The following is a 13,852-nucleotide window of genomic DNA, read 5'->3' as shown; positions in this document are numbered from 1 at the left end:
CGTGCAGTGGACCTGTTCCCGATCGCACCGAAGGAGGACCGATGTGCACCGCCGACCACGGCCAGTCGTCGTGCCCGCAAGGACCGGACCCGGAGGGCAAGCCCGGCGAGCCCGCCGCGTCCCTCCAACAGACCGCACAGAAACTGGCGGACAAGCTCCTGCAGAGCCGTCCGGCCGCCCCTAGTCGCTGCTGATTCGCACGCAGGCGGCGCTTGAACGAAAGATGCCGCCCCCGAATCGAGGGTCCTCGGCGGCTCCGACAAAACCGCGTCGCAACTCGATCGAGGTCAGCGGCCCAGTCGCCGTGAGTCAAGTGTGGACGTTCCGCGCCGGCTAGCGAGGCGGGGAGTCGGCGACGACGCCGTTTTCGTACGCGAAGACGACGGCTTGGGTGCGGTCGCGGAGTTGGAGCTTCGCGAGGATGCGGCCGACATGGGTTTTGACGGTCTGCTCGGCGAGGAAGAGTTCCTTGGCGATCTCGATGTTGGACATGCCGCGGGCGATCAGGCGCAGCACGTCGATTTCGCGGGAGGTCAGCGCGGAGGTGGCCTCCGGGCGGGGTCGTTCGTGCCGGCGGCGGCCGGCGAAGTCGGCGATCAGCCGGCGGGTGATCGACGGCGCGAGCAGCGCGTCGCCGGCGGCCACCACTCGTACGGCGTTGACCAGCTCTTCGGTGGAGGCGTCTTTCAACAGGAAGCCGCTGGCGCCCAGACTCAGCGCTTCGTAGACGTATTCGTCCAGGTCAAACGTGGTGAGCATGAGTACTCGTGGGCCGTCCACGGCGTCCGGGGAGACAATCTCGCCGGTCGCGGCGAGGCCGTCCATAACCGGCATCCGTACGTCCATAACGACCACGTCGGGGTTGAGCTGTCGAGCGAGCTCGACCGCCTCCTTGCCGTTCGCGGCCTCGCCGATCACCTCGATGTCCTCGGCCGCGGAGATCACCGCCGACAGGCCGTCCCGCACCATGGCCTGGTCATCGGCCAGGATTACTCGGATCGTCACGCCTGCCACCTTCGGTTTCTCGTACCACTGGAAGAACTGCCCGGACCTCGAAGCCGCCCGTCTCGGTCGGGCCCACCTCCAGTTCGCCGTCGAGCATAGCCACCCGCTCGCGCATTCCGACGACACCGTGACCGCCGGAGGTCTGCTTGAGATCCTCGGTGCCCACGTGCTGGGGACCGCTCGGAGCCGGATCGTTGGTCACTCGTACGAGCAGAGTCGACGGTCCGTAGGCGACCTCCACGAAAGTACGCGCGCCTGGAGCGTGCCGGCTGGCGTTGCTGAGCGACTCCTGGACGATCCGGAAGGCCGACACGTCGACGCCGAGCGGCACCTCCTCCTGCGGCCCGGTGATCGTCAGCTCCACCGACATGCCGGCAGCCCGAGCCCCTTTGACCAGCTCATCCAGCCCATCCAGACCGGGTTGCGGCACTCGCTCGGCGTCCTCCGACTCGTCCCGCAGCAGCCCGATCACCCGGCGCATCTCGGTCAGCGCGGTGGTCGAGGCGCCGCGGATGGCGGCGAAGGTTTCCAGTGCGGGCGGCGGCAGGTCGGGGATCTTGTACGGCGCGGCCTGCGCCTGGATCGCGATCATCGACATGTGGTGCGCGACCACGTCGTGCAGCTCGCGGGCGATCCGAGACCGCTCGGTCAACACGGCTTGACGGGCTTCCAGCAGCTCCTGCCGGACCAGATCCTGCTCGCGCAACGCCTGCTGCTCGACCAGATCCCGCTGAGCATCGATCCGGATCCGAATGCTGTCGCCGACCACCATGATCACCGTCATGCCGATCGCGATGAACGTGAGGGCGATCGGATCCAGCCCGGTGGTGAAATGCGCGACCACGCCAATCACCATCGTACAAACGAAAACTCCGAGCGAGAGCGGCCGCGGATAGCGGATCGACACAATCAGGATCGAGACCCCATAAACGACACATGCGCATGCCGCCCAGGGCCAGGTCCAGTGCGACAGCGGATTGCCGATAGCGGCGATCACGCCGGCGATCGCCAGCACCCGCCACGTGATCAGCGGCATCCGCCAGGCCAGCAGCAGCGGGAGAGCCTGCAAGTACGCCAGCGGGAGCGCGAAACCGACCGGCGGCTCGAAGCCGCCCAGGGTCTGGCCGATGATGCCGCCGACCATTCCGCCGACGAAGATCACCATGAGGGAGATGGAGAACCAGCGGCGCTTCCCGGTCCGCCAGAACGGCAGCCACGATATCGGGCGGCGCAGCTCCTCGCGGGAAACAAGCAGCGTACGGGCGGTCGACTGGAGGAGGTTGCCCGTACCGGCAACAGCGATGGTGTTCATGATGTGCCCAGCGTAAGCGGGGTGTGGCCGGCCGCGGGAGCACCGTACGAGCCAACCGCGGGCTAGCTCTCTGGTCGCTCCCCCTACTACTCTCCGTCACCCAGCCAGCGACAGACCCGACGGCGAGTGCGGGACTTTAACCCACACTCGACGCTGAGAGCGGTACAAAATCCCACACTCGACGAAAACCCAGCCCCACCGGCGCACGCATCGCGTCGATGCGGTCAAACAGACACTACGGAGAGTGGGTTAGCGGGTGGCGGTGGCGAGCCAGCAGTGTGCGCCGCCGGCGGCCGGGTCGTAGCACTTGTGAACCTCGCGCCCGTACGTACGAGCGAGGTCCGCGGTCTCGGTAACCTCCGCCTTCCAGCCGAACCTGTGCAACCAGTCCGCCGGATGCCCGGTCGGGCCGCCCACCCACAGTTCGACCAGATCGGGGCTGACCGCGAGCCGGGCGGCTTTGAGGTCCTCGTGGTCCTGCACCTGGTCGACGGTGATCACGCTGCCGGGCGCGCTCACGCTGGTGATCCGCTCCAGCAGCAGGTCGGCCTGCTCAGGCGTCAGCGCGTAGATGATGCCCTCGGTCAGCCAAGCGGTCGGCACCTCCGGGTCGAATCCGGCGACCCGCAGCGTGGCCGTCCAGTCGCCTACCAGGTCGACGCCGACCGGGTGCCGGTTGGCCTTGGGCTTCGCGTCGCCCAGCACCCCGTTCTTGAACGCCAGCACTTCGGGTTGGTCCAGCTCGAAAAGCTCGGTGTCCGCCGGCCAGTCCAGCCGGTACGCCCGACTGTCCATCCCGGATGCCATCATGACCACTTGGCGGCAGCCGCCGCGGGCCGCCGCGAGAATCGACTCGTCGAAGTATTTCGTTCGTACGGCGACAACAGGTCCCAGGATCGCGATGAATCCGGTTTTGTCGCCGGGCAGTGCCATTCCGCCACCGGCGGCGGCCACGAAACCCATCGCATACGGGTCGTCGATCAGCTTGTCCGGGCGCATCGACTCCATCGCGCGCAGCGCGGCCACCCCGAGAGATGTGGTGCCGATGGGGTTGATCGTACTCATGAAGTTCCCCCGAAAATCAGTCCGGCGAGGCCGGGGTTGAAGGTGTCTGGATGCGCGTCCGGCAACAGCGCCCGTTGTACGACAAAGCCGTGCAGCAGGCCGATCAGCAGCCGGGCGGCCTGAGTGTGGTTCACCTCAGGGGAAATCAGTCCGCGCCGCTGGTATTCGGCAATCAGGGTGCCGATAACTGCCTCGGCGCCGCTGAATGCCTCCTGAAAACGTTCCTGGATCCGCGGCGATCGGGCCGCCTCGGCCCAAATCTGCACCAGCAGTCGGGCCGCGTCGCGGTCCGCGCACAGTGGCGACCCCTCGCCGGCCAGCCGGCGGACGATGGTGTGCAACGGCGGCAGCGTTTGCGCGCCGATGACCGCTTCGATCGCGCCGGAAACGCCGTGCAGCGCCTGCGCCGCGATCGCCGTGACGATCTCGTCTTTGCTGTTGAAATAGCGGTAAAGCCCGCCGGCCGACATTTTGGCCTCGGCCAGCAGGTCCGCCATCGAGGTGGCGTGGAATCCGTTGCGTACGAAGCAGCGCCGGGCGGCGTCCAGAATCTGTTGCCGCCTGGCATCGAGGTGTGCCTGCGAGACTCGGGCCATCGGGCCAATATAGAACGAACATTCGCTCTATACAACTGTACGCGACGTAGCACTCACTTTAACGGTCGACTCGGGCGCGGCGTGGCGGACGGGGCGTACGGGGCGAGAGGGGCCAAACTGGCTCGGCCGGAACTGGCATACGACTGACCGGTCAGCCAACTCCGCTACAATGAGCGGCTCGAATGCGAGTCGCACACCCACTGGAGACGCCATCGATGGTCACCGACCCTTCGAGTGCTGAGATCCAGCTGTCCGGCCGGGAAGCCGCGCTGGTCGGCAGTGCTTATCGAGTGATAAGCCGGCAGGGTGTGCATCGTACGTCCCTGCAGGACATCGCCGACGACGCCGATGTCAGCAAAGGGCTGCTGCTTTACCATTTCAAGTCCAAAGACCAACTGCTGCTGACCACCATGCGGTGGGCGTTGCTGCGGACGGCTTCGCGGATCCGGGAGAACATCGCCCAGGTCGATGACCACCCCGCTGGCGCGGTCGAGGCGCTGATCGACGCGGTTTTCATTGGCGCACAACAGAATCGTGACTTCTACCTGCTCTATCTGGATCTGGTCGAGCACGCCGCCCGGGCGCCGTCTTTCAGCGACCTCTCGGTGCTGACCTCGACGATCATCAATGGTCTTTACGCGGAAATCCTGCGTGAGGGCCAGTCGCGCGGGTTGTTCGACATCACCGACGTGGACGAGGCCGCGGCGACCATGCGGGCCCACATCGACGGCGTTTTCGTGAACTGGCTGCAACAACACGACTGGCGAGCGGCCTATCCGCGCTATCGAGCGATGGCACTGAACGGTTTGCTCCGGTTGCTCAACATCAAATAGAAACAGCCCGGTCCGACATCTTTGTCGGCCCGGGCTGCTTGTTCTTGGAGTTAGGCGTCGATCAGTTCCTTCTTCTTCTCCATCCGTACTTTCACCAGGCTGGCCACCACGGCGGCCGTCAGCAGCGCGACGATGATCGCCAACGAAACCCAGATGTTGATCGGGAAGAGATCTGTCAGCAGCATCTTGGCGCCGACGAACGTCAGCACCGCGGCGAGCCCCAGCTGCAGGTACGCGAAGTGTTTCATCGCGCCGGAGAGCAGGAAGTAGAGCGCCCGCAGCCCCAGTATCGCGAAAGCGTTCGAGGTGAAGATGATGAACGCGTCGTTCGTGACACCGAAAACCGCCGGGATCGAGTCGACCGCGAAGATCAGGTCGGTGGTCTCCACCGCGATCAGCACGACGAAAAGCGGCGTCGCTATCCACTTCGCGCCTTCGCGTACCCAGAATTTGTGGCCGCGCCAGTCCGAAGTGACCGGCACCAGCCGGCGCGTCCAGCGGAGCACGATGTTCTTCTCCGGATCGACCTCGTCGTCACCCTTCGAGCGGGCCAGTTTGATGCCCGTGTAGACCAGGAAAGCGCCGAAGATGTAGATGATCCAGTGGAACTGACCGATCAACGCGCTGCCGGCGAAGATGAAAACCGCCCGCATGGCCAGCGCGCCTAGCACTCCGAAGAACAGCACGCGGTGCTGGTATTGCTTCGGTACGGCGAAATAGGTGAACAACAGCGCGAAAACGAAGACGTTGTCGACCGAGAGCGATTTCTCCACGACATAAGCGGCGTAATACGCGGCGCCCTGTTCGGCGCCGAGTGTCAGCCACAGGATGCCACCGAAGGCGAGTCCGATCGCGATCCAGACGCCGCTGGTGACGGCGGCTTCGCGGATGCTGATCTCGCGGTCCTTGCGGTGCAGGAAGAGGTCGACCGCGAGCATCGCGAAGATCGCGACCAGCACGGCTCCCCAGGCCCAGAGCGGCGCTGTGGTCATCGGCTTGTCCTTTCGTTGTCTTGGTGACTCCCATCTTTCGTGGATTGGATCGCGCAGAGTAGAGTCGAACTGTGACGTTGAATGCCACCTTCACTGCGTGGATCACGCAATGAATGCTTGGGCGCTGGGAGACTTCCGGGAGGACTTGACGGCCGAGCGCCGGCCGTCGGCCGCGACGCTGCGTCGGTACGGGGAGCTGGGGCGTCGGGCCAGCGACGCGGGCGTGCCGCTCGCGGAGCTGGTCGATCTCTATCTCTCGACCGCCTGGCGTGGTGTTTCCGCAGGTCAGCTGACTTTGCGGATCATCGACGACATCGTTTCCACGGTGACCGCCGGCTATGTCGCCGCGGGCGCCACCTGGTCGCGGCAGGTCGAGGCGCGTCGCCGCGAGTTGGTCGACGACCTGCTGGCGGGCAGCGTCACCGGCCACACCACCGGCAGCGCCGAGGCGCTCGGGTTCCGGCTGGCGCAGCCGCACGCCCTGCTCGCCGTCGCGGCTCTTCGAGAGCTGACCGACGCGGACCCAGCCGGCCGGGTGGTACGCGATGGCCTGCACCGGCGGACGCGTGAGCCGGTGCTGGCGGCCGCCAAGGACGGCCTGCTGGTCGTGCTGCTGCCGGTCGTCTCGGACGGCGGGGTGCCATCGCGGGTCGCGCTGACCCGGCCGACGATCGGCGTGCCGGAGTTGGCGGATCTGGCGTATGCGCTGGTGGAAAGGGCTGAGCCGACGGCCGGCTGGCAGGTCGCGAGCAGCCGGCCACGGCCCGGGGCGGCCGCGGTGGCGACCAGTTGGCAGGAGGTGCGCCAGACATTGGACCTCGCGCACCGGCTTCGGCTGCCCGATCCGGTGCTGCCGGCCGGGCGGCTCGACGCGTACCGACTGCTTCTTCAGGACCCCGCTGGCGCGACCCGGCTGGCTGAGGAGGTCTTCGCGCCGCTTGCCGCCGTACGAGGTGGTGCCGAGCCAATTGTTTCGACCGTGCTCGCGGTGCTGGACCACGGCGGCAACACGGCGGCGGCCCGCGTTTTGCATGTGAGCGTACGAACGGTGCTCTACCGGTTGGAGCGTCTCGCTGAGCTGACCGGTCGCAGCCTGGACGAGCCTGCCGATCGCTTCACGCTCTATTGCGCGGCGATGGCCGCCCAACTTTCGCCCGGGGGTAAAGAAGTGGTGGTCGCCGCGGTGGGCCGGTAGCGTGCGGCCGGTGTGGATGACAAACGTGTGCCATCTGCGGCCGGACGGCACTTTCGGGGTCGCGGATCTCGCCGTCGAGGGTGGCCTGATCGCCGAGGTGACCGACCCGGGGTCGCAACAGTCCACTATGGACTGCTCGGGCTATGTTGTGTTGCCAGGGTTGGTAAACGGCCATTTCCACAGCCAGACCTCGGTGGTGCGTGGGCTCGACACCGGGCTGGAGCTCTTTGACTGGTTCGGGGACAGCCCGGGTGGTCGGATGCAGTCGAAGATCGGCGAATGGCTGGATGACCCGGCCCATCTTGACGACGTGGCAGCGCTCGCCCGCTATGAGTATGTGGCGATGCTGCGCCAGGGCGTCACTTTCGTTGCGGACTGCGGATTTTCCGAATGCCCGCCCGGAGTGCTGGCCGATGTCGGCGATGAAATTGGCGTACGTGCGTTGGTTCAGGCGTACGACGACTGGATCTGCAAGGTCGAAGATCCCGCCCGCTACACGGTCAACATCGACTCCGAAGAGGATCTGACGGCCGCGGTGTTGGAGCGTACGACCGGATATCTGGTGAAGTATGCACCGATTTTCGCTTTGCACTGCTTGGAAACTGTCAAGCGGCGGGCGATTGTGCAGCAGAACTGGGGGCGTTCGACCGTACGACTGCTGGCTGACCGCGGGTTGTTGAGCTCCCGTACGGTTCTCTTTCACGGCTGCGAAATAGACGCCGACGACCTGGAACTGGTCGCGAAAGCCGGCGCCTCGATCATGCATTGTCCCGTCTCGAATCTCTCGATCCACGGCCGCATTGCGCCGGCCACCGACTGGTTCCGCGCGGGCGTCACGGTCGGGCTGGGCACGGACTGGGGCGATGTGGACATGTGGGGCACGATTCGGACGGCCTGGTTGTTGCAGCAAACGGGCTCGCGGCCGCTGGCGACCCGCGAGGATGTGTTGCGGATGGCGACCCGTGGTGGCGCGGTCGGTTATGGCCGGGCGGATCTCGGCGAGATCGCGCCTGGTCGTGCGGCCGATCTGGTCTTTCTGGACGCCGCGCGGCTGCGGCCGTCGGTGCACCGCGCGGATCTTTCGACGCTGGCGTTCGCGATCTTCGCCGAGGGTGGCCCGGGACTGGTTCGTGAGGTGATGGTGGGCGGCCACTGGGTGTTGCGCGACGGTGATCCCGTACGGGTCGATGCTCATCAGGTCGCCGCGGACTATCAGCGGATTGTCGCAAAGCTCCACTAAACGTCAAAAACCCCGGACGCGACGACCTGTGTCAGCCGCGACCGGGGTAGCTTGTCTGACAGCCCTGACCGGCTGTTCAGGCAAAGATAGCAGGTCAGGCACACAATGAGCAAAACGGGGGTTGCGCACTGACCGACCGTTCAGGGTAGTCTCGCCCCAGTCTCCAGCGAGTCGGCTCGGGAGGGCGGCATGACAACGCCGGAACGGTTCAACATCTCGACCCTGGTCGATCGCAACTGCCTGTCCGGCCGGGCCGCGAAGGTGGCGATTTACGCCGGTGCCGAACAGGTCACGTACGCGGAACTGTTCGCCCGGATTTGTGCGATGGGAACGGCACTGACCACGCTCGGGGTGCGCCGCGAACAGCGGGTGTTGCTGATTCTGGATGATTCGCCGGACTTTCCGACGGTTTTTCTCGGTGCCGCCCGCATCGGTGCGGTGCCGGTGCCGGTGAATCCGGCGCTGAATATCGACGACTACCGGTTCTTCCTTGCCGACAGCTATGCCGACGTCGTGGTTGTCGAATCGGCTCGCTACCAGCACATCCGTCCAGTGCTGGACGAAGTGGGCGTACGAGCGATTGTCGCCGGTGAGCCGGTTGACGGCGCGCTGTCCCTGCGGGCACTGCTTGGCGAACATGCCGGCGAAACCTCGCCGGTCGACACGCACGCGCAGGACATGGGTTTCTGGCTCTACAGCTCGGGTTCCACCGGCCACCCGAAAGGGGTCGTCCATTCGCATGGCGACCTGCTCGTCACTTGTCAGACGTACGCGGACAAAGTGCTGGGCATTCGCGACGACGACATCACTTTTTCGTCCACCAAGCTCTATCACGCGTACGGCATGGGCAACGGAATGTCGTTTCCGTACTGGGCCGGCGGATCGTCCGTCCTGATGCGCGGCCGGCCGAAGCCGGAGAGTGTGCTGGACACGGCGGAGAAGTTTCGTCCGACGATTTTCTTCTCGGTGCCAACGCTTTACCACGCGATGTTGCGCTCTCCTGGTGCGGCGGCTCGCGATCTTTCGTCCGTACGGCTGTGCGCCTCGGCCGCCGAGCCGTTGCCGGCCGGCATTTGGCAGCGCTGGAAGGACAGGTTCGGGCTGACCATCCTGGACGGCATTGGTTCCACCGAGATGCTGCACATTTACTGCTCCAACACCGAAACCGACCTGCGGCCCGGTTCCAGCGGCAAGGCGGTGCCGGGCTATCAGGTGAAGCTGGTCGGCTTCGACGGCGGTTCGGTGGATGTCGACGAGCCGGGCAATCTCTACGCCAAGGGCGACAGTGCACTCGACTTCTACTGGCACCGGCGGGAAAAGACTCGGCAGTCGCTACACGGCGAGTGGTTCTTCACCGGCGACCGCTACACCCGGGATGCCGACGGCTTCTACTGGTATTGCGGCCGGGCCGACGACATGATGAAGATCGGCGGCCTGTGGGTCTCGCCGATCGAGATCGAGAACACCCTGATCGACCACCCCTTGGTCGCCGAGGTGGCCATCGTCGCGACCTCGGTGGACGGATTGGCGCGGATCAAGGCGTTCGTCGTGTTGTCCGAGACAGAGTTGCCCGAAAGAGAGCCGTCCAACGTGTTGGCCGCGCAGCTGCAGGAGTGGTGCAAGGAACGGTTGCAGCGCTACCAGTTCCCGCATTTCGTGGAGTTCCTGGCCGAGCTGCCCAAGACCGCGACCGGCAAGATCCAGCGCTACAAGCTGCGGGACGCTTCGCTTTGACAAAGGACAAACGCGCGTCGATGACGGGGGACAAGAAAAGTGATCGGGTGGCAGACTGGGGGGATGGCGGAGCGGGATCGGGACGAGGAAGGGCGGGCGCGCAACGCGCGGCCGCGGGACGCGCTCGGGCGGCCGCTGCCGTACGGGACGGACGGGATTCAGACGATGCCGGACGATCTCGGGCTCGGGCCGGACGAAAGTCTCGCGTTGGCGCAAAAACTCCTCGACCAGGACCGGCCGTTCCATGCGCACGAAGTGCTGGAGGGCGCCTGGAAGGCCGCGCCGGAGCCAGAACGTGAGCTGTGGAAGGGAATGGCGCAACTGGCGGTCGGGATTACTCACGTAAGACGGGGAAATGCCAAGGGCGCGGTCTCGTTGCTCAGCAGGGCCATCGAAAGAATCAGTGCGTACGACGGTCTGCCGTACCGGATCGACGGGACCGGCCTGATGATGTTTGGTCGGGAGTTGATCGTGCGGGTCGAGCGCGAGGGTGTCGGCCGGGTGAGTGCGGACGACTTGCGCCCGAAGCTGACGGTGTTGACCTGAACCGCGGTTGAGGTCGCATGATCAAGCGGTGACTACTGACCTCACCGCGAAGGCCCGCTTCGGGCCGTACGGTCGCGTGCTGCGTGAGCCGGTGTTGCGGCGGATCCTGACCGGCGTGCTGGTTTCCAGTTTGGGCGACGGCATGGCCGTGGTCGCGGTGGCCTGGCTGGCGATCCAGATCGCGCCGGTTTCCCAGGCCGGCGTGTGGACCGGCCTCGCGGTGGCCGCGTACGCGCTGCCGGCGGCGCTTGGGACGGTCGTTCTGGCGCCGCTCGTACGATCGATGGCCAGCTCCCGGTTGATCGCGCTGGACGCGATCCTGCGAGCCGTCGCGCTCGGCGCGGTCGCGGCGCTCGGTATCGCCGGACTGTTGCATCCGGTTGTTTACGTTGTGCTGCTTGCTTTTTCGTCGCTACTGCATGCGTGGGGGAACGCCGGCGCGTACACGCTGGTGTCGGAGCGGCTGGACGGTCCCGACCGGGTGACCGGAAATGCGTTGCTGTCGACCGCGAGCCAGGCGTCGGTGGTGGTCGGGCCGGCGCTGGCCGGCGGGATCGTGGCGATCGCCGGACCATCTTGGGTAATAGGTCTCGATGCGTTGTCTTTCGTGGTCCTCGCAGCGGTTTCCTGGAAAGTCGGTCGCGGTGCGCAGCCCACCACGGTCCCGTCGGGACCACCCGGCAGTGCGTGGAAAGTCATCGCCGGCAGCCGCCAGTTGCTCGGCCTGCTGGTTATCACCTGTGTTTTCTATTTCCTCTACGGGCCGGTCGAGGTGGCGCTGCCCTTGCACGTGGCCGACGATCTGCGGGGCAGCGCCGGCGTGCTGGGCATCCTGCTCGCGGTCTTCGGGGTAGGGGCGTTGATTGGTGGGCTCTGCGCCGGACTTTTGCCGCGCAGATCGCCCTGGCTGGTGGTCATCGTGATCATCGTCGGCTGGGGAGCGGCGCTGCTGCCGGTCGGGCTGTCTCGTACGCTCCTGCCAGCGATGATCGGCATGACTCTCGGCGGCCTGATTTATGGACCGTATATGGCGATGAGCACTGAGCTTTTCCAGCGCGTCAGCGCGCCGGAGCTGCTCAGCCGGGTGCTCGCGGTCCGTGGTGCGATCGTCATTCCGGCGGTGTCGCTGGGCACCCTGATCGGTGGGCCGATCGTCAACGTTTTCGGCGCACCGGCCGCGTTGACGGCTTCCGCGCTGCTGACTGTCGCGTTGGGGCTGGTGCTGGGTTTGGTGGTGCTGGTTCGCCGTTACCAGTGAATGCCGCGAGTCATGCGGACCAGCGCGGCGGCCGCTTTGGACAGCTGCCGCTCGGATTTCCCGAGTTTGACCCGTCCCTGTCCGCCGGCCGCGGTGGAGTCCGGGAAGATCCGGTAGCCCTGGTACGCGATCGCGTCCACCAGGTCAGGACTGATCGCGTAAGCCAGCTGCATGATGAAGCCGACGCCGGTGCCCATGTGTTTGGGCCGCTCCTCCAACGCCTGGATGATCATGTCGGCGGCCTGCTCGGGAGATTTCGCTGGAAAGGCGTCGTAAATCTTCGTCGGCCGGATCATCGGGGTGCGGACCAGCGGCATGTGCACGGTGGTGAAGGTGACGCCGTCGCCGAAGGTTTCGGTGGCAGCCACCTTGCTGAACTGGTCGAGCGCGCTTTTTGAGGCCACATAGGCGGAGAACCGCGGCGCGATGCCCTGCACGCCAATCGACGACACGTTCACGATATGCCCGAACTTGCGCTCGGTCATGTGCGGCAACAACGCCAGAATCAACCGCAGCGCACCGAAATAGTTGATGGCCATGGCACGTTCGTAGTCGTGGAACCGGTCGTACGACAGTCGTACGGACCGCCGGATCGACCGGCCGGCGTTGTTCACCAGCATGTCGATAGCGGGCTGTTCGGCCAACATCTGGTCGACCGTCTTGCGGACCGACTCCGGATCGGTGAGATCGCAGGGATACGCGTACGCGGCGCCGCCGTTGGACCGGATTTCGGTGCGTACCTCCTCCAGTTCCTCCGCCCGCCGGGCCAGCAGCAGCGGAATGCCGCCCTCGGCGGAAACCCGCAGCGCGGTGGCCCGGCCGATCCCGGAGGACGCGCCGGTGATGACGATCCGCCGGCCGTCCAGTTTCGTCCGGCCGTGATGTACGCGGGCTCTGTACGGGTTCAGGTGTTCGCGCCAATAGCGCCACAAAGCCGGCGCGTAGTCGTCCAGCGGCGGCACGTGGATGTCGCTGTCCGCGAGCGCGCGGCGGGTCGCCGAGCTGTCGAAAACCGACGGGAAGGTGAGCACCGAAAGTACCGCCGGCGGGATTCCCAGCCAGTCAAGGACGCCATCTCGCAACAGTCCGGCACCAGGCACGTATTCGGTGAGTTTTGCCAGCTCCAGCAACGGTTTGCTGGCCTGCCGAGGGAGCGCGCCAGTGATCTGCGGCGCGCCGGCCGCCTTCGCGAAGGCGTTGTAGACCTCGGCCGCCGGCTGCGGATCCGGATTCACCAGCTGGAAAACCTGGCCGTCCAGGTCGTCCGCGTGCGCGATGTGGACGAGCGCGGCGGCCACATAGTCGACCGGGACGATATTCGTGGCGCCGATGTCGGGGATCAGCACCGGCATCCAGGGCAGGGCGGCCATTCGGGCGAGAGTGGGAAAGAAGTAGTACGGGCCGTCGATTTTGTCCATCTCACCGGTGATCGAGTGGCCGACCACCACCGCCGGCCGGTAAATCCGCCAGGGCACGGCGTGCTGCTCGCGGACGAGTTCTTCGGAAGCGAACTTGGTTCGGTGGTACGGGGTGACCAGCCGCTGGCCGGCGTCGAACATGTCCTCGGCGAACTTTCCCCGGTAGTCACCCGCGACCGCGACCGAGGACAGGTGGTGCAGCCGGCGGACGTGCAGATCCGCCGCCAGATCCAGCATGTGCTGCGTACCGTCCACATTGGCCTCGACACTGGTCGCGTTGTCGGCGGCCAGGTCGTAGAGCGCGGCAGCGTGGATGAGGTGGTCGACCCGGCCGCGCAGCGCGTCCCGAGCGGACGTGGACAGGCCGAGATGGTCCTGCCCGAGGTCGCCGACCAGCAGTTGGATGCGGTCCTGACCCGGCAGGCCGCGGATCTGCTCGGCGAGCCGGGCCCGCGAGCGGTCCCGTACCAGCAGGATGATCTCGTCCGCATCCGCCCTTTCGGCCAGCAGTTGGACGATATGCCGTCCGATCAGCCCGGTCGCGCCGGTCACCAGATACGTGCTCATCGCTGTTCCCCCTGCTCATAGCCGCGCGGAGCGATACCCCTACGGTGCCACATCCAGGGCCGGCGCGGCGAGGGACCGCCCCTGCGGCCGT

General features: G+C 66.0%; 13 protein-coding genes. 7 read left to right on the top strand and 6 right to left on the bottom strand.

Features of this window, described 5'->3' with window-relative positions; genetic code table 11:
- The first annotated feature begins 41 nt into the window (after nucleotides 1–41).
- Nucleotides 42–194 (top strand): hypothetical protein, encoded by a 153-nt coding sequence (locus ABD301_RS33580; RefSeq protein WP_163572406.1) that lies wholly within the window; start codon nucleotides 42–44, stop codon nucleotides 192–194.
- 139 nt (nucleotides 195–333) lie between these two features.
- On the opposite strand, the gene ABD301_RS33575 is transcribed toward ABD301_RS33580, so the two are convergent.
- The 4 genes from ABD301_RS33575 to ABD301_RS33560 all read right to left on the bottom strand — a co-directional run bounded on the left by ABD301_RS33575 (nucleotide 334) and on the right by ABD301_RS33560 (nucleotide 3,978).
- Complete coding sequence (locus ABD301_RS33575; protein ID WP_163572405.1) at nucleotides 334–1,005, bottom strand: response regulator; 672 nt, start codon at nucleotides 1,003–1,005, stop codon at nucleotides 334–336.
- Nucleotides 977–2,317: a sensor histidine kinase gene (locus ABD301_RS33570; protein WP_344314239.1), complete on the bottom strand. Its 1,341-nt coding sequence runs from the start codon at nucleotides 2,315–2,317 to the stop codon at nucleotides 977–979. Before ABD301_RS33570 ends, ABD301_RS33575 begins: the two co-directional genes overlap by 29 nt.
- A gap of 249 nt (nucleotides 2,318–2,566) precedes the next feature.
- Complete coding sequence (locus tag ABD301_RS33565; RefSeq protein ID WP_344314238.1) at nucleotides 2,567–3,382, bottom strand: SAM-dependent methyltransferase; 816 nt, start codon at nucleotides 3,380–3,382, stop codon at nucleotides 2,567–2,569.
- Entirely contained in the window at nucleotides 3,379–3,978 is a 600-nt protein-coding gene (locus tag ABD301_RS33560) for a TetR/AcrR family transcriptional regulator (RefSeq protein ID WP_344314237.1), read from the bottom strand. The genes ABD301_RS33565 and ABD301_RS33560 overlap by 4 nt, the downstream gene beginning before the upstream one ends.
- A 182-nt stretch (nucleotides 3,979–4,160) precedes the next feature.
- On the opposite strand from ABD301_RS33560, the gene ABD301_RS33555 reads away from it, so the two are divergent.
- The gene (locus tag ABD301_RS33555; RefSeq protein ID WP_344314236.1) at nucleotides 4,161–4,811 is read left to right on the top strand and encodes a TetR/AcrR family transcriptional regulator; all 651 of its coding nucleotides are present in this window, start codon (nucleotides 4,161–4,163) and stop codon (nucleotides 4,809–4,811) included.
- A gap of 50 nt (nucleotides 4,812–4,861) precedes the next feature.
- On the opposite strand, the gene ABD301_RS33550 is transcribed toward ABD301_RS33555, so the two are convergent.
- A complete protein-coding gene (locus ABD301_RS33550; RefSeq protein ID WP_344314235.1) occupies nucleotides 4,862–5,803 on the bottom strand; it encodes a TerC family protein in 942 nt (313 codons plus the stop codon).
- 109 nt (nucleotides 5,804–5,912) lie between these two features.
- Between ABD301_RS33550 and ABD301_RS33545 the strand changes: the two genes are divergently transcribed.
- The 5 genes from ABD301_RS33545 (at nucleotide 5,913) to ABD301_RS33525 (ending at nucleotide 11,776) form a co-directional block, all read left to right on the top strand.
- Entirely contained in the window at nucleotides 5,913–6,998 is a 1,086-nt protein-coding gene (locus tag ABD301_RS33545; protein WP_344314234.1) for a PucR family transcriptional regulator, read from the top strand.
- A gap of 16 nt (nucleotides 6,999–7,014) precedes the next feature.
- Nucleotides 7,015–8,238: an amidohydrolase family protein gene (locus ABD301_RS33540; protein ID WP_344314293.1), complete on the top strand. Its 1,224-nt coding sequence runs from the start codon at nucleotides 7,015–7,017 to the stop codon at nucleotides 8,236–8,238.
- A 189-nt stretch (nucleotides 8,239–8,427) separates the two neighbouring features.
- Nucleotides 8,428–9,972, top strand: coding sequence for a benzoate-CoA ligase family protein (locus tag ABD301_RS33535; RefSeq protein WP_344314233.1), 1,545 nt, complete (start codon nucleotides 8,428–8,430; stop codon nucleotides 9,970–9,972).
- 63 nt (nucleotides 9,973–10,035) lie between these two features.
- Nucleotides 10,036–10,518: a DUF309 domain-containing protein gene (locus ABD301_RS33530; RefSeq protein WP_344314232.1), complete on the top strand. Its 483-nt coding sequence runs from the start codon at nucleotides 10,036–10,038 to the stop codon at nucleotides 10,516–10,518.
- Nucleotides 10,519–10,546: 28 nt separating this feature from the next.
- Entirely contained in the window at nucleotides 10,547–11,776 is a 1,230-nt protein-coding gene (locus ABD301_RS33525; protein ID WP_344314231.1) for an MFS transporter, read from the top strand.
- Here the strand turns inward: ABD301_RS33525 and ABD301_RS33520 are convergent.
- The gene (locus ABD301_RS33520; protein WP_344314229.1) at nucleotides 11,767–13,761 is read right to left on the bottom strand and encodes an SDR family oxidoreductase; all 1,995 of its coding nucleotides are present in this window, start codon (nucleotides 13,759–13,761) and stop codon (nucleotides 11,767–11,769) included. The genes ABD301_RS33525 and ABD301_RS33520 overlap by 10 nt on opposite strands.
- Between the last annotated feature and the right edge of the window lie 91 nt (nucleotides 13,762–13,852).

Origin of the sequence: Fodinicola feengrottensis (assembly GCF_039530045.1) — a bacterium.
GTDB lineage: Bacteria > Actinomycetota > Actinomycetes > Mycobacteriales > HKI-0501 > Fodinicola > Fodinicola feengrottensis.
This window is presented reverse-complemented; position numbering and strand designations above follow the sequence as displayed.